17 protein-coding genes are annotated in these 23617 nt (G+C 68.8%); 5 read left to right on the top strand and 12 right to left on the bottom strand.

The annotated features are described in order from the left end of the window. Positions 1 to 176: 176 nt before the first annotated feature. The 6 genes from U9983_RS07800 to U9983_RS07775 form a co-directional block, all read right to left on the bottom strand. The gene (locus U9983_RS07800; protein ID WP_322750995.1) at positions 177 to 713 is read right to left on the bottom strand and encodes a hypothetical protein; all 537 of its coding nucleotides are present in this window, start codon (positions 711 to 713) and stop codon (positions 177 to 179) included. Between the two features lie 133 nt (positions 714 to 846). Continuing rightward, entirely contained in the window at positions 847 to 2232 is a 1386-nt protein-coding gene (gene zwf, locus U9983_RS07795) for a glucose-6-phosphate dehydrogenase (protein WP_322753375.1), read from the bottom strand. Further along, positions 2229 to 3335 carry a cytochrome d ubiquinol oxidase subunit II gene (gene cydB, locus U9983_RS07790; protein ID WP_322753374.1) on the bottom strand — a complete coding sequence of 369 codons (1107 nt, stop codon included), beginning with the start codon at positions 3333 to 3335 and terminating at the stop codon, positions 2229 to 2231. The genes zwf and cydB overlap by 4 nt, the downstream gene beginning before the upstream one ends. Positions 3336 to 3342: 7 nt before the next feature. Further along, positions 3343 to 4743, bottom strand: coding sequence for a cytochrome ubiquinol oxidase subunit I (locus U9983_RS07785; RefSeq protein ID WP_322753373.1), 1401 nt, complete (start codon positions 4741 to 4743; stop codon positions 3343 to 3345). Between the two features lie 124 nt (positions 4744 to 4867). Next, complete coding sequence (locus U9983_RS07780; RefSeq protein ID WP_322750999.1) at positions 4868 to 5224, bottom strand: hypothetical protein; 357 nt, start codon at positions 5222 to 5224, stop codon at positions 4868 to 4870. A gap of 450 nt (positions 5225 to 5674) precedes the next feature. Continuing rightward, complete coding sequence (locus U9983_RS07775) at positions 5675 to 6622, bottom strand: DUF2637 domain-containing protein (protein ID WP_322753372.1); 948 nt, start codon at positions 6620 to 6622, stop codon at positions 5675 to 5677. 192 nt (positions 6623 to 6814) lie between these two features. On the opposite strand from U9983_RS07775, the gene U9983_RS07770 reads away from it, so the two are divergent. Both U9983_RS07770 and U9983_RS07765 read left to right on the top strand, forming a co-directional pair. Then, complete coding sequence (locus U9983_RS07770) at positions 6815 to 7021, top strand: hypothetical protein (protein ID WP_322753371.1); 207 nt, start codon at positions 6815 to 6817, stop codon at positions 7019 to 7021. Then, positions 7018 to 7296 carry a hypothetical protein gene (locus tag U9983_RS07765; RefSeq protein WP_322753370.1) on the top strand — a complete coding sequence of 93 codons (279 nt, stop codon included), beginning with the start codon at positions 7018 to 7020 and terminating at the stop codon, positions 7294 to 7296. The genes U9983_RS07770 and U9983_RS07765 overlap by 4 nt, the downstream gene beginning before the upstream one ends. 831 nt (positions 7297 to 8127) lie before the next feature. Here the strand turns inward: U9983_RS07765 and U9983_RS07760 are convergent. Further along, positions 8128 to 8370 carry a type II toxin-antitoxin system Phd/YefM family antitoxin gene (locus tag U9983_RS07760; RefSeq protein WP_322753388.1) on the bottom strand — a complete coding sequence of 81 codons (243 nt, stop codon included), beginning with the start codon at positions 8368 to 8370 and terminating at the stop codon, positions 8128 to 8130. Positions 8371 to 8565: 195 nt separating this feature from the next. Between U9983_RS07760 and U9983_RS07755 the strand changes: the two genes are divergently transcribed. Continuing rightward, a complete protein-coding gene (locus U9983_RS07755; protein WP_322753369.1) occupies positions 8566 to 12975 on the top strand; it encodes an AAA domain-containing protein in 4410 nt (1469 codons plus the stop codon). A gap of 133 nt (positions 12976 to 13108) precedes the next feature. Here U9983_RS07755 and U9983_RS07750 read toward each other — a convergent pair whose 3' ends face one another. Then, entirely contained in the window at positions 13109 to 15226 is a 2118-nt protein-coding gene (locus U9983_RS07750) for an ABC transporter ATP-binding protein (RefSeq protein WP_322753368.1), read from the bottom strand. Positions 15227 to 15411: 185 nt separating this feature from the next. Then, a complete protein-coding gene (locus tag U9983_RS07745) occupies positions 15412 to 17313 on the bottom strand; it encodes an ABC transporter ATP-binding protein (protein ID WP_322753367.1) in 1902 nt (633 codons plus the stop codon). Positions 17314 to 17519: 206 nt separating this feature from the next. Here U9983_RS07745 and U9983_RS07740 point away from each other — a divergent pair, with 206 nt between their 5' ends. Both U9983_RS07740 and U9983_RS07735 read left to right on the top strand, forming a co-directional pair. Beyond that, positions 17520 to 18860 (top strand): AAA family ATPase, encoded by a 1341-nt coding sequence (locus U9983_RS07740; RefSeq protein ID WP_322753366.1) that lies wholly within the window; start codon positions 17520 to 17522, stop codon positions 18858 to 18860. Further along, on the top strand, positions 18857 to 19324 hold the full coding sequence (locus U9983_RS07735; RefSeq protein ID WP_322753365.1) for a hypothetical protein: 468 nt from the start codon (positions 18857 to 18859) through the stop codon (positions 19322 to 19324). Before U9983_RS07740 ends, U9983_RS07735 begins: the two co-directional genes overlap by 4 nt. Before the next feature lie 82 nt (positions 19325 to 19406). Here U9983_RS07735 and U9983_RS07730 read toward each other — a convergent pair whose 3' ends face one another. The 3 genes from U9983_RS07730 to U9983_RS07720 all read right to left on the bottom strand — a co-directional run. Further along, a complete protein-coding gene (locus U9983_RS07730; RefSeq protein WP_322753364.1) occupies positions 19407 to 19955 on the bottom strand; it encodes a hypothetical protein in 549 nt (182 codons plus the stop codon). 309 nt (positions 19956 to 20264) lie between these two features. Then, positions 20265 to 20726, bottom strand: coding sequence for a hypothetical protein (locus tag U9983_RS07725; RefSeq protein ID WP_322753363.1), 462 nt, complete (start codon positions 20724 to 20726; stop codon positions 20265 to 20267). Positions 20727 to 20754: 28 nt separating this feature from the next. Then, positions 20755 to 23617: pentapeptide repeat-containing protein (locus U9983_RS07720; protein WP_322753362.1), on the bottom strand; the 2863-nt coding region annotated here is incomplete at its 5' end.

Genomic DNA, 23617 nt, shown 5'->3' with positions numbered 1-23617 from the left:
AGATCTCAGATCTCAGCGAAGCTCAACTTTCACGGCGAACGACCCGGCGGGCGGTTCGTCGGCCTGTCCGTCGTCCGGTGCGTCGAGCGACCCGGCGAGAGCGTCCGAGCATCGTCATCCCTCCTTCTTCTGGCGTCCTGTGCGTTGTGCGTTGTGCGTTGTGTTGTGGGGGACGGTCAGATCGCGGCCCGTTCCGCCGTGGCCAGCTCTTCGGCCTCGCGGGCTCCCACCAGGCCCAGCGATACGAGGTCGAGCGGGCTGATGAACTCCGAAGCGAGCCGGAACCCGCCCGCGCGCGCGATCGAGTCCCGCAGCGGGATGGCCCACCGGTGCTCAAGCAGGATCAGCGCGGCCGCGGTGTCCTCGGGGATCTCAGCGAGCACATCCCAGGCTTCCTCCTCGTTGATCATCCCGCCCCGCTCGGCCGCAGCCTGCGCACCGCGTTCGGCACCTGCCTGCATGCCGGCCTCACCGCCTGCGCCCAGACCGATGAGCGCACCCACCATGGCGCCGAGCTCGACCTGCTCCTTGTCGGTCAGCTGGCTGCCGCGCACGGCCGCGACATTGCCCGCGGTGTCCTTCTGGACGACGAGGGCATCGATCACCCGCACGAGGTCGTTGTCCCGGAGCCGTTGCAGCTCGTCCTGGACTTCACCGCGGAAATCAGGCTGTTTGAAACCGAGTACCAGCAGCTGGACAGGTCCGATCGTCATGTGTGTTCCTTCCTCGCCCACGGTTGTCAGCGTTCGTGTGCACGGTGGGCTCCCTACCCCGTCGCGGCGCTCCTACCCGGTCGCGACCCTCACCCCGGCCGGGTGAGTCGCCGTCCGGCCACGCGGTATCTCCTCAGGCTTGCGGGTCGTACCATCGCTGGCCCGCTGGGAGCAGACCGTCTGCTTCGGCGGGGCCCCAGCTTCCGCGCGGGTACCGGTGTACCGGCACGGCGTCGCCGAGTACGGGGTCGATGATCCGCCAGGCGGCCTCGACGACGTCCTCGCGGGCGAACAGGATCCGCATGCCGCTGAGTGCGGCGCCGATGAGCCGGTCATACGGTCGCATGTCCGCTCCGGGCTGTTCGTTGAAGGCCAGTTCGTTCATTTGCGGACGTGCTCCGAACCCCGGTTTCTTGCCGGCCAGCGTCATCGTGATCCGCGTTTCCGGCCAGATACGGAAACGCAGTGTGTTCATGCTGCCGAACGGCTCGGCGCCGAATACGTTCTGGGGTGCCGGCCGGAATCGGATGGTGATCTCGGTGGCGGTGACGGGCATGCATTTGCCCACCCGGATGAGGATCGGCACGTCCGCCCACCGCCAGCTGTCAGCCCGCAGTCGCACCGCGGCGAATGTCTCGACCGTCGAGGTCGAGGAGACGCCTACCACATGGCGGTAGCCGTCGTACTGACCGCGGACCACCTGGTCCACTGACAGCGGTACGAGTGACTTGACCGCGTTCGCCGTGACGTCGACGAGATAGTCGAACGCGGTGCCCGGGGGAGGCTCGGTCAGCACGACGGCGAGTATCTGGAGCATGTGGTTCTGCAGCACGTCGCGGATGGCACCGGTGCGGTCGTAGAAGTGCCCACGGTCGGCCACGTCAAAGGCCTCCGCCATCGTGATCTGGATGCTTTCGACATAGGTCCGGTTGAGCACCGGCTCAAGGACGGTGTTGGCGAAACGCGTCGCCAGGACCTGCGCCACCGGATCGAGACCGAGCCAGTGGTCGACGCGGTAGATGGCGTCCTCCGGGAAGGTCTCGTGCATGGTGGCGTTGAGTTCCCGCGCGCTGCGCAGGTCGCTACCGAACGGTTTCTCCACCATCACCCGGGCACCGGCGGCCAGCCCGGCACGTCGGATTCCCTGGGCGATCGTCGCGAACAACGACGGCGGAACCTCGAGGTAGAACAGCACGCCCGCGTCCCTGGGGAGCATGGCGGCCAGTTGCTGGAAGGTCGCGTCGTCGGTGAGATCACCGTCGATGTACAGCAGGAGGTCCAGCATTCTTTTCCCCGGGTCCCCGTCCGGGTCGATGTTGTTGTGCCGCAGCGACGCGACCGCGTAGGCGCGGAACTGCTCAAGGTTCCACCCGCTCTTCGCGACGCCGATGACGGGTACCTCCAGCACACCGCGTTCAACCAGACCGACCAGCGCCGGGAACGTTTCCAGCTTCGCCAGGTCCCCGGTCGCGCCGAATATCACCAGGGCGTTCATTCGGGCGCTTTTCGGGTGTGTCATGTCGCCTCCTGCTGGGAATCGGAATTACCGGTGGCCGCCGGCGGGCCGGTGGCGCTCGCCTGCGTCCGCCGGGCGGGGGTGACGACATCCGCGCGGGAGATCCGACGCCGGAAGACGTGGTAGGTCCAACCCTGGTAGAGCAGCACCACGGGAAACAGGACCGCCGCGACGACCGTCATCACCCGCAGCGAATAGGACGACGACGAGGTGTCGGTGACGGTGAGGTCGGTTGCCGAACCCAGCGTGGAGACCATGACCCGCGGGTAGAGGTTGACGAAGATCGATGACACCGCCGCCGCCATCGTCAGCGACGTGGCCGCGAACGCCGCGCCGTCCCTGCCCTGACGGATCAGCCAGCCGGCCGCGGCAACCGCGGTGACCGTGACGGCCGCCGGGATCGCAGCCGCGCCGCCGTGCCCGGTCGACACCTGCGTCCAGACGGCGAAGGCGACGACCGCGCCGGCGACCACCGGGCTGATCCGGCTGGCGAGGCCGACAGCGCGCTCACGGACGTCACCGACGGTTTTCAGCGCGAGGAAGGCGGCCCCGTGCAGCAGGCAGAGCGCCACAACCGTGATACCGGTGAACAGCGCGTACGGGCTCAACAGGTCAGTGAGATTGCCGGCGTACTCTTGGTCGGCGCCGATCGGTACTCCATGCAGGAGATCACCCAGAGTTACACCGACGAGAAAGGGTGCGATCAGACTGCCGCCGGTCAGCGCAACATCCCAGCTGCGGTGCCAGCGGGCCGTGTCATGTTTGCCGCGGAACTCCAACGACAGCCCGCGGCCGATGAGCGCGACCAGCAACAGCACGAATGCGGGGTAGAAACCGGAGAACATCGTCGCGTACCAGGAGGGAAAGGCGGCGAACATGCCGGCTGCCGCGACGATCAGCCAGACCTCGTTGGCATCCCAGACCGGCCCGATGGTGGCGAGCGCGACCCGTCGACCGGTGTCATCCCGGCCGGCCTTGTTCCGGTCTGCCTTGTTCCGGCCGACGATGCCGGCGAGCATGCCGACGCCGAAGTCGAAGCCCTCCAGCACGAGAAAACCGGTCCACAGTACCGCGATAACGATGAACCAGAAGGCGGTCAACGTCATGATGGCCTCAGTATCCGACGCGGGCCGTGGCCGGACCGCCGCCGGTCGCGGGCGCGGGCGCGGGTGGGAGTTCCAGTTCTCGGCGTGCGTACCGAAGCATCAGGATCGCGTCGACGACCCCGAGAACGGCGTACAGAAGGACGAACACGCTGAGGCTGGCGACGATCGTCGCTGTACCCACCGACGGCGACCGGGCATCGCTTGTCAGCGCCAGACCCTGGACGATCCACGGCTGGCGTCCGTTCTCGGTCAGCAGCCAGCCGGCGGTGTTCATGAGGAATGGCAGCACCGCTGACCACACGGCCAGCCGGAGAAACCATCGAGAGTGTTCCAGTCGCTGTTTGCGCAGCAGCCACGCGCCCCATACCGACAGCAGGAGGACAGCGCCACCGAGATAGGCCATCACCCGCATCGACCAGTACTGGACGAAGACGTTGGGTATGTAGTAGCCGGGACCGTAGCGCTGTTCATACTGCGTCTGCAGCTCGTTGAGGCCGATGACTTTTCCGTTCCAGCTGCTGGTCGCCAGGACCGACAGCAGATGCGGGACCTGGATGATTTTCGACGGGTTCTGGTCGTTGTTTCCGCCGCCGGTCTGGAACAGCGAGAACGAGCACGGCTGGCAGGTGTACCATTGTGCCTCGGCCGCGGCTATCTTCATCGGCTGGAAGTCCGCCTCGACGATACCGAGGTGGCTGCCGACCATGATGGCGAGCAGGGAACCGGGGACGAGAACGACGATTGCGAGCCGGGCCGACCGGTGGAACACCGCCGGGCTCGACCCGTTGCGCAGGTGCCAGGCGGACACGGCGAGCATCACCACGGCCGCGGTCACCAGCGACGCCAGCACAACGTGGAGAAAGCCCCACACGAACACGGTGTTGGTCAGGACCGCCCAGATGTCGGTGAGCTGCGCGCGGCCGGTGGCCCTGTTGACCGTGTACCCGACCGGGCGCTGCATCCACGAGTTCGCCGCCATGATGAACGCGGCCGAGGCGACGCCGCCGACGGCCACTGCCCAGATGGTGGCCAGATGGACCCGGGCGGGCAGCCGGTCCCAGCCGAACAGCCACAGGCCGAGAAAGGTCGACTCCAGGAAGAAGGCCGCGAGCCCCTCCATCGCCAGTGGCGCCCCGAAGACGTCGCCGACAAATCTCGAGTAGATCGACCAGTTCATGCCGAACTGGAACTCCTGGACGAGCCCGGTGACCACTCCGATTGCGATGTTGATGACGAGAAGCGTCCCGAAGAAGTGCGTCAGTCGTAGATATTCCGGGCGACGGCTCCGGTACCAGGCCGTCTGCAACAACGCGGTGAGAAAACCCAGTCCTATCGTCAGCGGCACAAATAGGAAGTGATAGATCGATGTGGTGGCGAACTGCAACCGTGCCAGGTCAGTCGTTGACACATCCACATCCCGATCCAGATCCAGGCGCGCGGGGCTGACGTCCCGGCACAGGCAACTGGATACTGTATGGCGTCGCCTCGCCTACCCTGGGTGATGGCGGGCGCGAGTGCGGCTCAGGTGCGGCTCAGGATCTGGCGAGCCGCTGGGCCAGCGATTGTTCCGCGGGGCGCAGCGCGGCCACAGCTTCCGCGCGGACCGACCAGCGGCTGGAACCGGTCGGACCATCCAGCCGGCCTCTGCCCAGGGCCTGGGTAATTCGTTGCCGAACAGCCTGTTCCTCGGCCGCATCACAGGCGAAGAGCGTGCGTATCGTGACTGACTGGCCGGAATGTTCCGGGATGGCGGTGTGATGTGGCCATCGGCAGCTGCCCAGGTGCTCCCAGTGGCCACACAGCTCAACGGTCACAGCCGCGCCCGGCGCCTGCTCATCGGCATCTGCCACCAGCTCCAGGGCAGCCTCATGAACGAATGTCTGGCGCACACCGGCAGGATACGGCCTGGGTCCATCGGCGTTGACAATTGTGGCTACACAACTACTAGATGTTCACCCGGTCGCTGCCGGTTGTCTGCGGTCGATCGGAACAATATGTTGATGGCAGAGCCGCCAGTAGTCATCTTTGGTCCCGGTAGGCACAGCGACAGTTGGTGGGCGCTCCTGCCCTCCACTGAAGTGCTCCGTTCCCCGCATTTTAACGATCTGCTTGCCCTTGTGGAGCGTGCGATGGCGAAAGAGGAGCCAGGCCGCCCGTTCACCCTGACACTCGACCATCGCGGCATACGCGAACCAGGCGCGAGACCTCAGGCATCGCACCACGGTGGTGCAGCTCAGCACGTCAGCTCTGTGTGTGTGCGAACTGCCACTGACCAGGACTGACCAGGACTGACGTGGACGGGGCTGCCAAAACCCCGTCCACGTCAGCTGGTCAGCTGGTCAGGCGAGGCTACCGACGGCAGTGCGCGCTTCGATGATGGGCAGCGGTCCGGTGTACACGTCGGCGTAGTGGGACTCTTTCCGGACTTCGTAGACCCAGCTCTTGCTCACCGTGATGCCGCGGGCTGCGAGGAACGCCAGAGCCTGGCTGGCGGAGCCGTTGGTCTGTTCCAGGGCATGCACGATCGCCTCCCGCTTGTCGGCGATATCCAGCGTTGGGGACGGCGGAACCCCGTCGAATCCGCCGACATCCCCGCTGTCCAGGTCGCCACCGACCAGGGACGTCATCGCGGCATGGGACGCGAAGATCGGCACGAGATCGCCGACGGGGCGCTGGGCGTCGCCGTGGACAGCGTGCTGGGCCTCGCGGTAGGTCTCGCGGTGGGCCTCACGCAGGCGCGGAACGCCCAGCGTGTTGCCGGCTGCATCGGCCGCAATGCCGGCCCCAATGCCGGCCGCAATGCCGGCCCCAATGCCGGCCCCAATGCCGGCCCCACGGTCGGCCGCGATGTCTGCGGTGAAGTCGTCACGCAGGTGGCGGGCCGAGGGCGCGTGGCTCGCGGCAAGGCGCCTGCCGACGACCCGGATCTGGCGCATGAGCAGTTCATAGGAGCCGAGCAGCGCCAACGCCGGCCAGCCCGCGATGACACGGGCGGTCAGATTGGGTTCGGCGTGCAGCACGTTGGCGGCGAGGGACGCGAAGGCCCCCATGGTCAACAGGAGGTAGGACAGCCAGGACCGGCTCCGGCCGGCACGGCGGTCCGCCAGCATCGTCATGGATGCGGCCAGCATGAGGCCGTCCACACTGAACGGAATGACCGCCGCGGCGGTGGAGTCCTCGCCGTGGTCCAGTGCGACACCGCGCATGTGCCGGTAGGAGACGAACGCCGCCACCGCGGCGACGGTGACCACCGCCACGACCGTGGCCGCGCTGATCGCGCGATCCATCCAGCCTGACCCTGTGTCGGTCTCCGCTCCCGGTCGGCCGTCCTCCGCTGGCAGGAACACAGGATCCCCTCCCACTGTTGAGGCTTTACTCGTTGACACAACGTCCCGCGTGACTACGTCGATAGCCTGCCACCTCCTCGCATCCACACCACACCAGGGCGCCCTTCGGCGTCACACCTATACGCTCTGCTCATGTCCTGTCATGCCGGGTCCATCGGTCGCGGCGTCGCCAACGGGCCGGACCTGCTGCGTGCCTTGTTCGCCTACGTGGACGGGGTCATCGGCGATGAGCCGGTGCTCACTGTCGACCCAGCTGTTGCGATCCGTGCGGACCGGGACGAGCGCGACGCCCGCGATGCCCGCCGTGCTGAGGGAGTCACCGAAGGTGTTGGGTGGTGACCGACGGAGCCGGGGTACCCGTGCCTCGCGCAGCGATGGACGGGGAGCGATGTGGCGAGGTGCGTGCCCCAGCCTCGCGACGCCGCGTCCCCTATTGCCGGTCGCTCTTACTGCCGAGGATCTGGGAACTCCGTGACAGCCTGACCGCCTATGACGCGGCGTACCTCGCGGCCGCGGAACACTGCGACGCGCCGTTGGTCACCCGGGACAAGGAGCTGCTCGCCCATGCCGGGCGGGCGCGGTGCCCGATCCACGCGATCGGCCCTGTTGCGTAGCCGAAGAGCAGCTCGTACTTCGCCCGCAGCGCAGTGTTCATCCTGACCATCGTCAGTCTCCCACCGGGTAGCCGTATTCACGCAGTCGGTTACGGGCGATGGCGCGCTCCCGATTGGCGTTGGCCGTCGCGGGCCGGCTGCGTCGGCGACGTCTGGAAACCGGGTTAAACCCAAACGTGGTCACGATCGGGGCGAGGCCTTCGTCGGGTGAGGTGCCGGACGGCCTGGCCCTTGTTGCCCATCCGGTTCAGGTGTATGAGTCCGACGGCTGGTATGGACGTGCAGTATGGGAAGTCATGCTCGCCAAGCAGTATGACGAGTGGTCACATCACTGTTCCAGACCTGAGCTGGGTCGGCTGCGCTGAACATCGGCCCGGCTTCGCGGGAGACTGTCCGGGGAAACTCATGGCTTCGGGCTTTCCTGCCGCCTCCGGCATACCATGCCGGATATGCCCCCCTGTGGCGCTGTCGGGCGGTCGACGGACATGTGCCCCGGCGTCGGCGCAGCGCGAAAGGGATGGTGTCGATCCCATCGGATGGCCTCGTGGAGGTCCGGACGACCCCCCGAGTCGCCCGGACCGGGATCAACATCGGGTCAGCCCTGCCGGGAGAATTAGGAGTCAACTGATAATGGGGGGCGGGTTCAAACGGTAGTCGCCGACCCTGAGCCGGAGCACACCCGAAGGCTCGCCGACGAGTGCCCGCACCCCAGGGGACGGGGATCATCCGCCAGCCGTGTCACCGCCATCAACACCCGGCGAGCCGTAACACCGTCCAGCTTGCGCAGCTCACGCAGGGCCCGTGTCGTCCACTCGATCTCGTACGCCACCGTCAGGTCAGGCCGAACTCGGCCATCACATCCCGGTGCGGCACGCGGGCCTCGCCGGACGCGAGCGCAGCCCGTGCAGCGGTCAGATCGGCCTCGTCCTCAGCCGCTTCCAGCTCCCGCAGATCCTCGATCGAGATCACCGCGGCCACCGCACGGCCATGGCGGGTGAGCAAGATCCGCTCATGTGCATGTTCAGCCTTGGACACGATCTCACCGAGATGATCCCGCGCTTCACTGATCGGCATCTCGCTCACACCCCACCTTGTACAAACTGGGGGATCAAGAGGCACTCGTACCCGTCAGCGACCCGGGACGTCACGGGCCGGGAGCCTGCAGCGGCTCGGCAGAACCGTGCCAGCGTAAGGGACCGGTAGTCCCGAAACTGTCGGACACGTCCGGTACAACAACTGTGCCGCCGGCGTCCGGCAGGTGGCGGGTTGATGGACGAGCCGATCGTGGGGGATGTCGTGGGCACGCGTCAGGACGACGTCAGGGCACGGTCGCTGCGTCTGCTGGACTACCTCGCGGCTCTCTCCCAGGAGCTGTCGGCGAAGCCGAAGCGGCGCCTGGCCGACTACGAGCCGCCGCCGATCCGGCCGGCCGACGTCCCGGCGCACCCTGGGGTAGTTCTGGGCCCGGGTCCTGACCGGGATGCGTGGCTTGCGGTGGGGAAGGTGGAGGAGCCGGTCGCGCCGGTGCTGCCGCGGTCGCTGGCAGGTCATGTGTCCTCCGCCACGATCACGTTGTCCGGGCCGCCGCTGCTGCCGGTCGACTTCGACGAGTCCGCGGAGCGCGAGGGCGAGGATCCGGGCCCGGTGCGGGCGGGCCCGGTGCGGGCGGAGCTGGTGCGGGCCGAGCTGGCACGGTGGGTCGCCGGGTACTGGCAGCCCTGGGCGGAGCGGGCCCGGCCGGCACGCCACGCCAGGGCGCTGTACCAGCGCCTCTACGACCTGCGACTGCGCCTGCAGCGGGACAGCGCGACCCACGAGTTGATGTGGGGCCACGGCGTGCTGTCGTGGTCGGTGCAGGGCGAGGCCGTCAACCATCCACTGCTTCTCACGCCGGTGACCATCGGGATGGACCCTGAGACCGGGGTTCTGTCGGTCGTGCCGGACGGGCTGCCGGCGGTGGAGACCGACCCGTTGCAGGGGCTGGGGCTCGCCGCGCTCGCGGAGCTGGCCGAACTGCGGGAACGGGTGCGGGCGAGCCCGCCGGATCCGTGGTCCGAAGGTGGCCTGGCCGAGGTGTACGCCCAGGCCGTCGCGCCGCTCGGCCTCGACGCGCACGTGGCACCCGGCCCAGCGGTGCCCGTCCCGGCCGCGGCAGCGGTGCTGGTCGACACGTGGGTGCTGTTCGTCCGGCCGCGCCCGGCGCAGCACCGGCGTTTCTACACCGAGCTGCGCCAGGTGCTCGCCGAGGCCGACACCTTCGCGGAGGCGTTCGCCGCGATCGTGGCGGAGGAAGACAACGGAACGGCGGCGGGCGGTGACGGTGACCGCGAGAACGGGGGCGCGGGCGACGACGGTTGGGATGCGATCGGGGAGCGGCTGCTCATGCCGTTGCCCACGAACGACGAGCAGGAACGCATCGCCGTCAGGCTCGCCCGTTCCCGCGGTGTCACGGTGCAGGGGCCGCCCGGCACGGGTAAGAGCCACACGATCGCGAACCTGGTCAGCCATCTGGTTGCCCACGGCAGGCGGGTGCTGGTCACCGCGCACAACGAGCAGGCGCTCGCGGTACTCCGCGAGAAGATCCCGGCGGAGCTGCGCGACTTCTCCATCGCGGTGCTGGGCTCCAATCAGGCCGCGCTCGGAGAGCTGCGCGCCTCCGTCCAGACCATCATGGACGCGGTCTCGGGCATCGAACCGGTCGCGGAGACCGTCATGCTTGAGGCGCTCGGGCGCGACCTCGACGCGGCCCGGACCCGCGAGCGCAACCTCCAGTTGCGCCTGGTGGAGCTGCTCCGCGACGAGGCCGCGGAGTTTGCGCTCCCCGAGGGGCCGGCGAAGGCCGCACAGGTCGGCGCCTGGCTCGCCCGCCACGAGCCGGAGTGGGGCCGCATCCCGGACCGGCTTTCGGTTGATCAGCGTCCACCACTGAGTGCCGCCGAATTCACCGACCTGATGCACCTTGCGGGCGCGACGGATGCGGCCGACGCGGCTGCCGCCCGCTGTGTGCTTCCGGATCTCACGGCAATCCCGTCCGCCGGGGATCTCATCACGCAACACCGTGCCCTCGACCGCCTCCGGGACGAACTCGCGGATCTTGAAGAGCGGGGTGTCGTGCTGCCCGCCGTCGACACGCTCGGCGGACCGGCGCTCGCAGCCCTGGTCGGCGACGTCGCGCAGGCGGCTGCCCTGATCGCCGAGCTCGAGGAGCCGTGGTTGTCCAGCCTGCGCGGCCAGGTCGCCCAGTCCGCGAGGCTGGCCGGGTTCTGGTCGGAGCAGGCCGGGGCGCTCGCCGAATGCGCCGGCACGCTCGTGGACGCGCGGCGCCGGACGTCCGGTAGAGAGATCGTCGTTCCGGACGGTGACCCCCGTCTGCAGGAGGGTTTTCTCGACGAGTTGGAATCCCGTTTCGCCGGGGGTAGGGGCATCCCGCGCTTCGGTAACAAGGGCCTGAAGGAGTTCCACGCCACCGCCCGGGTCGACGGTTTCGAACTGCGGACCCCCGCCGACGTCGACGCCGTCCGGGCGGCGGTCCGCGAGCGGGTAACCCGGGCGAGCGCGGGTCGCCGGTACGGCGAACTGGTCAGCCACCTGCACGCGCCACCGCTGTCCGCCGATGGTCCGGCTTTCCTCCCCGGGCTCGAACATGCCGTCAACCTGCTGCGTAGCGCGATCAGCTGGGAGACCACGGGCGCACCGGCGCTGGTGGCCCGGCTGCGCACAGTGCTACCCGATGCCCCGGCACGGCCTACCGGCGCGCAGCTGCGAGAGATCGCCGACGTGCTCGCGGCGGCCGCGAAGCGGGGTGATGAACAGGCGCTGACGGCGCGGCTCGACGAGCTCGGAACGGCCCTCGAGGCCGGGCAGGGGCAGCCGGGCGCGAGCCCGCTGTGGGGCGTGCTGCGCGACACCCTTGCCCGCCGTGACTTCGCTGCCTGGCAGGCGACCTGCGAGGAGATCGCCCGCTTGACCGGCCTGGGGCCCGCTCTGACTCGCCGGGACCTACTGGCCGGGCTACTCGCCGTCGCCGCGCCGGTCTGGGCCGGCCGCGTCATCGACTCCGGGGGAGACACCGCCGTCTGCGGCCGGCCGCAGGACCTTGCCCGGCTGTGGCTGTGGCGCCACGCCCAGACCTGGCTGGAGGTTCTACTCGGTCGGGGTGACGCTGAAGCGCTCCAGCGGCAGATCACCGATGCCGGGGCACAGGTGCGCCGGCTGGTGCTGGAGTCGGCCGCCCGCGGGGCACGGCTCGGCATGCACCGCAGCCTGCGGGATGATCAGCGGCGCGCGCTTGAAGGGTGGCTCCAGGCGCTGGCGAGGATCGGCAAGGGCACCGGCAAGTTCGCCGGAAAGTGGGAGGCCGAGGCCCGCGCCCAGATGCCGGCGGCGATGGGGGCCGTCCCCGTCTGGATCATGCCGATCCACCGGGTGCTGGCGAGCTTCGACCCTCGCCGCACCGATCTGTTCGACGTGGTCATCGTCGACGAGTCCAGCCAGTGCGATGTGCTGTCCCTCGGTGTTCTCGCGCTCGGACGCAAGGTCGTCATCGTGGGTGACGACAAGCAGATCAGCCCGGCGGCTGTCGGTGTGAACCGGGAGCGCGTCTTCGAGCTGATCGATTCCCATCTGCCCGACCTGCCGCAGCGCTCCCTGCTCGACGTGGAGGCCAGCCTCTACGACACCGCGAGCCGGGTGTTTCCGGGAAAGGTGCTGCTGCGCGAGCATTTTCGGTGCGTACCGGACATCATCGAGTTCTCCAACCGCTTCTACGACGGGAAGATTCTGCCGCTGCGGGAGGCGACCGATCTCGGCATCGGCATCGGCCTCGGCCTCGGCATCGGCGCGCCGGTCCGGCCGGTCCGGGTGCCCGACGGGGCACGCACCCGCGGCCAGTACGGCGACGTCAACGAACCCGAGGCGCTCGCTCTCGTCCAGCAGATCCTCGACTGTTGCGACGATCCGGCGTACGACGGCATGACCTTCGGGGTCGTCACCCTGCTGGGGACCGGGCAGGGACGCCTGATCGAGCAGACGCTCGTGGACAAGCTCGGCGCCGAGGAGTATGAGCGCCGGCGGATCCGGGTCGGTGACCCCTACAACTTCCAGGGTGACGAGCGGGACGTCATCTTCGTGTCGGTCGTCGCCGACGACAACCGCTCCGCCGCGACCCGCAAGGCCGACCAGCAGCGCATCAACGTCGCGGCCAGTCGTGCCCGCGACCAACTGTGGATTTTCCACACCGTGGATCACGCCGTGCTGCATCCCGATGACGTCCGTGGGCAGCTGCTCGCCTACGCCTACGGCGTCAACACACCGCGGGCGCGGGCCGAAGCCCTCGAGGACCGGTGCGAAAGCGACTTCGAGCGTGCCGTTCTGCGGGATCTTCTGCGCCGCGGCTACCGGGTGTCCCCGCAGCACCACGTCGGTCATTGCCGTATCGACCTGGTCGTAGAGGGCGCCCGTGACCGGCTCGCGATCGAATGCGACGGTGACACGTTCCACGGTCCGCAGCAGTGGGAAACCGATCTTCGACGTCAGCGGGTGCTTGAGCGGCAGGGTTGGAAATTCTGGCGGGTCCGGGGTTCGGCGTATTTCCGCGATCCGGTCGCCGCGCTCGCGTCACTGTGGAAGCGACTCGACGAGCTGGACATCCATCCCACAATCGTCAGCTCGGGACGCTGACGACGAGTCGCGGCACGCTGACACGGCCACCGCCTGTGCATGGAGACGACCGGATCAGATCCGGGTAATGATCGGGGTCGAGTCGGGTTCGGCGCTGGGCCGAGCCGACGTCTGTGGATGCCGAAGCCCGGGATCACTGATGGCTGGCGGGCTGCTCCTGGCCCACCTGCCGGGCGTAGAGGCGGGCGTAGGCGCCCCCTGCTGCCAGCAGTTCGCCGTGCGTGCCCTGTTCGACAACCGTGCCCGCGTCCAGGACGTGGATGGCGTCGGCGTCGACGATCGTCGACAGCCGGTGCGCGATCACCACCCGGGTGCGTCCGGTGCCCAGCCGGGACAGCGCCTCCTGCACGACGTTCTCGGTCAGCGAGTCCAGCTGCGAGGTGGCCTCGTCCAGGACGAGCACGGGCGGGTCGGCGAGCAGGACCCGGGCAAGGGCGAGCCGTTGACGTTCCCCGCCGGAGAGCTGGTAGCCGCGGGCCCCGACCATCGTCTCGACACCCCGCGGCAGCTTGTCCAGCAGCGGGCGCAGGCCGGCGTCGACCGCGGCGGTGGCCACATCCTCGTCGCTGGCCTCGAGCCGTCCGTAGCGGATGTTCGTGGCAATCGTTTCGTGGAAGAGGTACGGATCCTGGGGGACGACGCCGACGAGCGCCCGCAGTTCCTCCCAGTCCATCACGGCGAGGTCGACGCCGCCGCACAGGATCCGGCCGCGGTCGGGTTGATAGATGCCGGCGAGCAGGGAGCCCAGGGTGCTCTTGCCCGCACCGCTGGACCCGACGACCGCGGTCTTCTCCCCGGACCGGACGTCCAGGGTGAGGTCGCGCAGATTCCACCGTTGCATGTCGTCCCTGGCCGGGTCCCCGCGACCACCGTGCAGCGTCGCAGGGTCCTCGTCGGGGTCACCCACATACCACCAGCGGCGCCGTGGATCGCGTCCCGCGGCGGACCAGGCGTCCTGCCGGCCCTGTCGGTAGCGGAACCAGACGCGGTCGATGAGCAGGTCCGGGGCGGCCCTGGTAGCGGCCGGTGCGCAACGCTGACCGGGTACCGGTTCGCGGACGGCCGTTCCGGCGCGCTGACCAGCGATGTCGGCGCGGTGACCAGTCGTGCTGGTCGTGGTGCTCGCCGTGGCCCTGGTGGTCGTGGTGGTCGTGGTGGTCGTGGTGGGCAGGTTGCGGGGATCGGGCGGGATGTCGAGCAGGCCGAAGATCCGCTCGACGCCGACGCCGGCCTCCAGCAGGTCCGAGCGGCTCTCCGCCAGACTCGTGACCGGCCGGTAGGCGTACAGCAACGCGGACGCGAAGGCGATCAGCGTGCCGATCGAGGTGCGTCCGCTGCTCACCAGCCAGCCCCCGAACCCCATCACCGCGACGACCGCGACGGCGGCGCCGGCCGAGGACATCAGCCCGGCGACCGCGGAAACTCGGGTGCGCCGCACAGCGATCCGCTCCAGGTCGTCGGCAACGGTCGCGAACCGTGCCGATTCGTGGTCGGTACGGCCGAACAGCCGGACGTGCAGCGCACCGGCGACGCCGCTGGTGTCGGCGAGCTGGGCGAAGTGCGCGGACCGCAGCTTTATGTGCTGCCGGGTCAGTTCGCGGCCACGGCGCCGGCCGAGGGTCGTCAGCGCGAACACGCCGGGGGCCAGCAGCACCGCCAGCAGGCTCAGCCGCCACTCCAGGACGAAGACGGTGGCCGTGCCGACCATGGCGGTGACCGCGGCGGTGATCGCGTGCGGCATGGAGACGGAGACGGCGGCGCGGACCTCGTGCACGTCGTTGCCGAACAGCGACAGCAGCTCGCCCTGGCGCTGACCCGGGAAGAAGCCGAACGGCAGCCGCAGCAGATGGTCGTGGACGGTGACGGTGACGCGCCTGGTCACCGTCTCACCGAGCCGCGAGCCGATCACCCTGGACGCCGCGCCGGTCACGGCGTCGAACACGAACACCACCAGCAGCAGTGCCACCTGGGGGAGCAGCGCGGACGTGCCCGGCACGGCCAGGCCGTGGTCGATCAGGTGCCGCAGGATGAACGGGGTCGCGGTGAAGGACAGGGCGCCGACCAGGTTCAGCGCGATGATGGCGAGGACGCGGCCGCCCTGGTCGTCGAAGAACCGGACGCAGCGGGCGGCCGTCGGGCTTGCGGTGAGCCGGGCGAGCACGGTGGCGGCGAGCCGTGGGATGAGGGGCGGCGGCAGGGTCGGGCCGTCCGGTGGGGTTGGGCCGTCCCGTGCGGTGGAAGCAGCGGACACGCATCCCCCTTCAGCCAGGCCCGCGCAGCCCGCTTCCCGCGGCCCGCCCTCGGGTACCTCCGGCGCCCGCGCGTAAGCATGCTGGATGCGTGACCGCTCGGACACCGCATCCATCATCGCCGGACCGGCCGACGGCGTGCACCGGTTTTCCGCAACCGGTCGTGGTCCTTATCCGGTCGTGGTCCTTATCCGGCCGCGGCCACCGTGGCCATGGCGGCGACCGCGGCCGGCTGGTCGAACTGCGTCCGGTACAGCTCCTCGTACCGTCCGCCGGTGGCGAGCAGCTCGGTATGGGTGCCGCGTTCCACGACCCGTCCGTCCTCGATGACGAGGATGAGGTCCGCGGAGCGGATGGTGGACAGCCGGTGGGCGATCACCACCGCGGTCCGTCCGGTGAGTGCCTCGGCCAGGGCCGCCTGTACCGCGGCCTCGGAGGTGGAGTCCAGGTGTGCGGTGGCCTCGTCGAGGATCACTACCCGTGGCCGTGCCAGCAGGAGCCGGGCGATGGTCAGGCGCTGGCGTTCGCCGCCGGACAGCCGGTAGCCGCGTTCGCCGACGACGGTCTCCAACCCGTCGGGCAGACTCTTGACGAGGTCGGCGAGCCTGGCGCGGCGCAGCGCATCCCACAGGTCGTCCTCGGTAGCCTCCGGGCGTGCCAGCAGGAGGTTCGCGCGGATCGACTCGTGGAACAGGTGCCCGTCCTGGGTGACCATCCCGAGCGTCGCGCGGATGGACTCGGCGGTCAGCTCGCGGACGTCGATCCCGGCCAGGCGCACCGCGCCGGTGTCGACGTCGTAGAGCCGGGCCGTCAGCTGCGCGATCGTGGACTTCCCGGCGCCCGACGAGCCCACCAGCGCCACCAGCTGCCCGGGTTCAACCCGGAACGACACGTTATGGAGAATCTCGACACCGCCACGGGCGTCGAGCACGGCGACCTCCTCCAGCGATGCGAGCGAGACCTTGTCCGCGGGCGGGTAGCTGAAACTGACGTCGTCGAATTCCACCGCCACCCCTCCTTCTGGCACCCGTTGCGCGTCCGGGCTGTCTGCGATCAGCGGTTCGAGGTCCAGCACCTCGAACACCCGTTCGAAGCTTACCAGAGCGCTCATGACTTCCACCCGGGCGCTGGCCAGCGAGGTCAGCGGGGCGTAAAGGCGGGTGAGCAGCAGCGCGAGCGCGACGACGGCACCGGGTTCCAGCTGCCCACGCAGCGCGTAGAAACCACCGAGCCCGTAGACGAGGGCAAGCGCCAGCGCCGAGACCAGGGTCAGCGCGGTGATGAACACCCACTGCACCATCGCCGAGCGTATTCCGATGTCACGGACCCGCCGTGCCCGTAGGGCGAACGCGGCGGACTCGTGCGCGGGCCGGCCGAACAGTTTCACCAGCGTCGCGCCGGGCGCGGAGAAACGCTCGGTCATCTGCGTGCTCATCACCGCGTTGTGGTTGGCCGCCTCGCGTTCGAGCCGGGCCAGTCGGCTGCCCATCCGCCGAGCGGGAAGGACGAAGACCGGTAGCAGCAGCAGCGCGAGCACGGTGATCTGCCAGGAAATTCTGATCATCACGACGAGGGTGAGCAGGAGCGCGACGATGTTGCTGACCACGCCGGAGAGCGTGTTACTGAAGGCCCGCTGCGCGCCGATGACGTCGTTGTTCAACCGGCTGACCAGCGCGCCGGTACGGGTGCGGGTGAAGAAGGCGACGGGCATCCGCTGGACGTGGTCGAACACGGTGGTGCGCAGGTCGAGGATCAGGCCCTCGCCGATGGTTGCCGACAGCCACCGGGACACCAGCCCGATGCCGGACTCGGCCACCGCGATGACGGCGATGAGCACCGCGAGCCCGACCACGACGTGGACGGCCTCGCCGCGCACGATCGCGTCGACGACCCGGCCCGCGAGGACCGGTGTGGCGACCGCGAGGACCGCCGTCACGACGCTGAGCAGCAGAAACCAGGTCAGCTGCCGGCGGCGCGGCCGGGCGAACCCACCGATGCGCCGCAGGGTGGCCTTGGAGAAGGGGCGCCGTTCGTCCTGCGTGTTCATCGCGCTGTGCATCGACCGCCACGCGGTGACGTCCATGCTCATGGGGTACCTCTGCTCATGGGTTACCTCTCGGTGGCGCCGGGTCGCTACCGGCGTGCAGCGCCGGCCGTCCAGGGAAGGCTAGAGGTTCAAGCGAACTTCAGGTCAAGCGCGCCCGGACCTGTCCTGCCACCTGCCCGCGCCCACCGCCGGTCCGGCCGGCCACCTCGGCAGATCATGACGGTGGTGGGGGTGGGTACAGTCGGGGCGTGGCGCGTGCGGTCCTGCGAGAGCTCCGGTTGACGGCCTTCAAGTCGTTTGCCGGGGCGACGCTGCCGCTCGCTCCGCTCACCGTCCTGACGGGCCGCAACAGCAGCGGGAAATCCAACGCTCTGGACGGGATCGAGGTCCTGGCCCGACTGGCCGGTGGGGAGGATCTCGCCGACGCGCTGGACGGCAGGCGGCGTGAGGGCGGTCCTGTCCGCGGCGGTTCACGGGGATGCGCTCCGCACGGGACCACGTCATTCCAGCTTGGTTGCACGGTGGCGGTGGACGGCGAGGAAATCGTCTTCGATGTCGAAGTACAGGTCGAACCCGAGCTGCGGGTCCTTTTCGAGAGCCTCGCCGGCCCGGCCCCGTCGGAAGCGTCCCCGGCAATTGAGCGCAGGATTCTCCTGGAGGGCCACGCATCTCCCGACGGCTCGGCGGCCGTCGATGCAGCCGTTTACAACGGAAAGCGTGGGCGGAACCCCCGCTATTCTTTCCGTGACTCACGGCTCCTCATCACCCAGCTGCCCGCCCGTCTCGTTCCGCAGAACACAGCGGACCGGGCGGTGATCGCTGCTGCGGCGGCCGTGACCGGAGCACTTCGTGGAACGTTCCATCTCGATCCCGTGCCGCACCTGATGCGGGACTATGTGCCGGGGCGGGACACCGAACTGCGGCGGACCGGCGCCAATCTGTCGGCGTCGCTCGGCCGCCTGCGGCAGGACGACCTCGGGACTTTCAACCGGCTCGTTGCCCTCGTCCGCGAAGTGGCCGATGCGCAGGTTCGGGAATTGATTGTCACGGAGTCCGGACTCGGTGACGTGATGCTTGCGATCCGAGAGGGCAAGGACCGGCAGGATGTGACGCCTGCGCGGGAGATGAGCGACGGGCTGCTTCGCTTCATCGCCATTGCCACCGCACTGCTCACCTCAAACCGAGGCCTCGATATCGACCAGGGCCTGCTGGCTCCGGGCGGGCCGCCGGCCGGCGTGCTGCTTGTGATCGAAGAATTGGAGAACGGCCTGCATCCTTCGCAGGCCGTCCGTGTCATGCGGTTGATCCAGGAGACAATCAGGGAACTGGACAATCAGGTGATTTTTACGACCCATAGCCCCGCGCTGCTCAACGCGCTACCGGGAAGCGCGAACGACGATGTGATCGTCTGCTATCGGGACGTCGATGATGGCTACAGCCATCTTGACCGCCTGACCGACCTCCCTGGTTACGCCGAAGCCATGGCCGCTGGTCGGCTCGGTGATCTCATGTCGAGTGGCCGCCTGGTGCGACCGGAGGAACGTCGGACCGACTTCGCGGAGTTCAACCGGTTGTTGGGCATCGAATGAGACGACCGGTCTGGTTCGTTGACACCTCCATCTTCCTGAACCTGTTAGACATTCCGGGGTTTTCGCAGGACCGGGAACGTGTGGTCGATGATTTCCGGGCGAAACAGAAGTCGGGAAGTCTCATTCTTCCGGTCGCCGCGGTCATCGAAACCGGGAACCATGTCGCCCAGTTGAAGAACGGTCTCGCGCGGCGCGAGGCAGCCCGGAAGTTCGGCGACGCACTGCTGCTGGTATCGGACGGCCGTGCTCCCTGGGAGTTGAACAGCTCGAAATGGGACGACGACTTCCTCCACCGGCTCGTCTCCGGCGGAATGACTGGTCTGACCCTGGTCGAACACGCGATCCGCGGAGTCGGGTGCGGGGATCTGTCGATCCTGGTTGAACGTGAGATCTACCGGGAACGCACCGGACTCTCGGACGTCCGGATCTGGACGCTGGACGCGAAGCTGGCGGCGCACAGCTGACCTCGTCCGATTCGGCCGGCGGCGGCAGGGTTGCCTTCCGACGGCATCGTCGTCCAGCGCGACGATGCCCACGACTGCCGCACTATGCGGGAACTGGGAGCCAACCCTTGTCGCTGAGGGTGCCCCATGTCACCTCGAGCTGCTCTTCGGAGAAACGTCGCTTACGGGCGCTCCACGCGTAGGTACGCTCCATCGCGGTTTGGAGAGTCGTAGCGCCCTCCTGGGCCGCGACCCAGTGCAGGGTGGCGAGGAGCTCGAGGCCGAAGGGTGTCTCGAACCCTTGGACGAGGTCTGCGACGCGGTCGAACCGGGCACGCGTCGCGGACTGGCCGGCGAGGAAGGACTCTGCGTCGGTGACTGCGCCTGGTAGCAGCGCGAGCTCATTGTCTGGTACATCGCCGCTGTCGGCGTAGCCGGAGATGAGATGGCCTTCGACGGCATGCAGTACATGTCGCAGGTTCTCGGCATAGGGGCCGTAGAAAGCCTTGGCGTAACGCAGTCGCAGTGGTTCACCAGCTTCCTGCATGAAGTACATGAGTTTGTGGACTTCAAGGAGCGTGACGAAGGGATCCATCAGCCCGTCAAGATAGCGAGAGACCAGGGCGACGAGCGCGGCGCGGCCCGGCGTCATGATCGGCACCTCGGGTCGTGCGGATACAACTGGTTCCGCCACGCTGCCACGTGGATCAAAGAGAATCACACGTACATTGTCGATGATCGCGGGCGGACAGTCTACGTGGACGATGTGGTCGAGTGTGGGCTGAACGTCGCAACTGCCGATTGACCGTACGCCGCTCATCCGACACGATCGTCGGCCCGCTGGTGGATGCCGGTTCCAGCCGACCGTTTCCTGGGTGCTGCGCGGGGCAGCTACTCGGAGGCGTTGTCCATTCCCCCGGCATGCGGTGTCGCACAGGCTACGGCAACAGGGTGAAGTAATCTATTCCCCGTGGTCGGACAGCGCGGAAGTGGGCGTCGATCGATGCGATATCCCGAATCCGAAGGCGTTCGGCGATAGCAATGATGAGCAGAACAGGTACTCGTCGACCCGCTCATTCAGATCGTCGGGGCCGTCGAACACAGGCAGAGACCGCAGGCGGACGCGTGGAACGTCGTCCTCGACAAGCCGGAGGAGCGCGCGCCGCGCCTCGACCGCCGCCCGGCCGAGCACTGCCACCGGATCATGGTCGTCGGCCCTGCTGCGCAGACGCTCGGCGACGTTGTTCAGTTCCGCAGCGATGCCAGGCGGCGCCGGGTAGACGCCAATGGTGTCGCGTACCCACGCCAGCGCCGCTGCATGGGCGTTCAGCACCGCAACAGCCCGCTCGGCAAACTGATCGGACTCGCCCAGCAGGTCGCCGACCAGCGCATGTGCGCGGCTCCGGTCGTCGACTGTGCTCATGAATCTAGATCTTACCTTCTGCGGTGGGTCAGTGGCGGCGGAAGGGGCCGCCCTTGCGAGGGGGACGCGGGCCGGGCGAGGCCGGCCGGGGTGGGTCGTCTGCCGCAGGCTGGGGTGAGGTGGACGGGATCGCCCTCGGTGGGACGGGGTGCCAGCCGGCGGGCAGGGTCAGCGGCGCGTCCGCCGGGATGCGCCGGACGGCCGGGTCGTAGCCGTCCAACTCGCCAGGCTCGAAACGGACGTTCTTGATCACCCACCAGAAGGAGCCGTCCGGATCACCGACCAACTTGTACGAACCGTCCGGTAGCAGGAGTGCCCACCCACCTCGGCCCCCGATCATAATCGCGATCTGTCGGCCGGCCGCGGTATCCCACAGCCGCATCGAGCCATCCTCACCCCCGGAAACGATCATGGTGGCGTCCGGGGAGAACCCCACCGACCGCACCCTGCCGGTGTGGCCGGTCAGGGTGCGTAGTTCACGGCCGGTCGCGGTATCCCACAGCCGCACCGAGCCATCCCCACCCCCCGAGGCGATCATGGTGGCGTCCGGGGAGAACCCCACCGACAACACCCTGCCGGTGTGGCCGGTCAGGGTGCGCAGTTCACGGCCGGTCGCGGTGTCCCACAGCCGCACCGAGCCATCCCCACCCCCAGAAGTGATCATGGTGGCGTCTGGGGAGAACCCCACCGACCACACCCCGCCGCTGTGGCCGGTCAGGGTGCGTAGTTCACGGCCGGTCGCGGTGTCCCACAGCCGCACCGAGCCATCCCCACTCCCAGAGGCGATCATGGTGGCGTCCGGGGAGAACCCCACCGACAACACCGGGCCGGTGTGGCCGGTCAGGGTGCGTAGTTCGCGGCCGGTCGCGGTGTCCCACAGCCGCACCGAGCCATCGTCACCCCCGGAAGCGATCATGGTGCCGTCTGGGGAGAACCCCACCGACAACACCGAGTCGGTGTGGCCGGTCAGGGTGCGTAGTTCGCGGCCGGTCGCGGTGTCCCACAGCCGCATCGAGTTATCCCTACCCCCGGAAACGATCATGGTGCTGTCCGGGGAGAACCCCACCGACCACACCCGGTCGGTGTGGCCGGTCAGGGAACGCAGCTGTCGGCCGGTCGCGGTATCCCACAGCCGCACCGAGCCATCCCCACACCCGGAAACGATCATGGTGCTGTCCGGGGAGAACCCCACCGACCACACCCGGTCGGTGTGGCCGGTCAGGGAACGCAGTTCACGGCCGGTCGCGGTATCCCACAGCCGCACCGACCCATCCCCACCCCCCGAGGCGATCATGCTGGCGTCCGGGGAGAACCCCACCGACCGCACCCAGCCGGTGTGGCCGGTCAGGGTACGCAGTTCACGGCCGGTCGCGGTGTCCCACAGCCGCACCGACCTATCGTCACCCCCGGAAGCGATCATGGTGCTGTCCGGGGAGAACCCCACCGACTCCACCCGGCTGGTGTGGCCGGTCAGGGTGCGTAGTTCGCGGCCGGTCGCGGTGTCCCACAGCCGCACCGAGCGATCCCCACCCCCCGAGGCGATCATGGTGCTGTCCGGGGAGAACCCCACCGACCACACCCCGCCGCTGTGGCCGGTCAGGGTGCGTAGTTCGCGGCCGGTCGCGGTGTCCCACAGCCGCACCGAGCGACCCCCACCCCCCGAGGCGATCATGGTGGCGTCCGGGGAGAACCCCACCGACAACACCTGGTTGGTGTGGCCGGTCAGGGTGCGTAGTTCGCGGCCGGTCGCGGTGTCCCACAGCCGCACCGAGTTATCGTCACCCCCGGAAGCGATCATGGTGCTGTCCGGGGAGAACCCCACCGACCACACCCCGCCGCTGTGGCCGGTCAGGGTGCGTAGTTCGCGGCCGGTCGCGGTGTCCCACAGTCGCACCGAGCCATCAACACCCCCGGAGGCGATCATGGTGCTGTCCGGGGAGAACCCCACCGACCGCACCGAGTCGGTGTGGCCGGTCAGGGTGCGTAGCTGTCGGCCGGTCGCGGTGTCCCACAGCCGCACCGAGCCATCCTCACCCCCGGAGGCGATCATGGTGGCGTCCGGGGAGAACCCCACCGCGTACTGCGGTGAGGCTGGTGACCGCAGCATCACCTGCGCGGGATCCCGCCCGGCGACCGCCGCCGCGGCCAGCTCCGGCGCGCCCACGGCCGGGTCGAGCTGGCCACCGAGAATCGCTGCCCGCGACCATCGGCTACCCGTCAGCACCGCGCCGGTCAGGTCCGTGTCGATGACGCGTGCACCCGTGAGATCCGCGCCGCGGGCGACCAGCCGGTCCGCGCTGACACCGCGGACCGTCGCCCCAGCCAGCCTCGCTCCGGACAGATCCGCACCAGACAGCACGGTCGCGTCTAGAAAGGCGCCGGCAAGCACCGCGTCGCGCAGATCAGCACTCCGCAGGTCGGCGCGGTCGAGCCGGGCGTCGGTCAGGTTCGCCCGCCGCAGGTCAGCGCCGCGCAGGTCCCGGCCGGAGAGGTCCTGGCCGGCGAGATCGGCATCGGCGAACTTCGCCTCCGGCCGCAGCTCGATACCCAGTCGCCGTGCGACGACCACCGCGTTCGCCTTCGCCACCCCGGGCGCGTCCGCGTCGTCGACGGTGTCCTGCGCCCACCGAGCCGCCGCAACCCGGCCGGCCAGATCGGCGAAGAAATCCGCCATCAGCTCCGACATGCTCTGCGCCGCGAGCAGATCACCGGCTTCGCCGGCCAGCGCACTCCGTTCCGTGAGCTGGCGGGCGATCTTGGCTGCGACCAGATACTCCATCACCGACCAGTGAATGAAGGAGAACCGGCCGTCGGCGTCCCGGCGCAGCGCCGTACCCGAACCGAGCAGATGCGCGGTCTCGTCCGGGGTGAGGCCCCGCGGATCACGCATT

The organism is Protofrankia sp. Cas3, from assembly GCF_963555955.1.
GTDB lineage: Bacteria > Actinomycetota > Actinomycetes > Frankiales > Frankiaceae > Protofrankia.
This window is presented reverse-complemented; position numbering and strand designations above follow the sequence as displayed.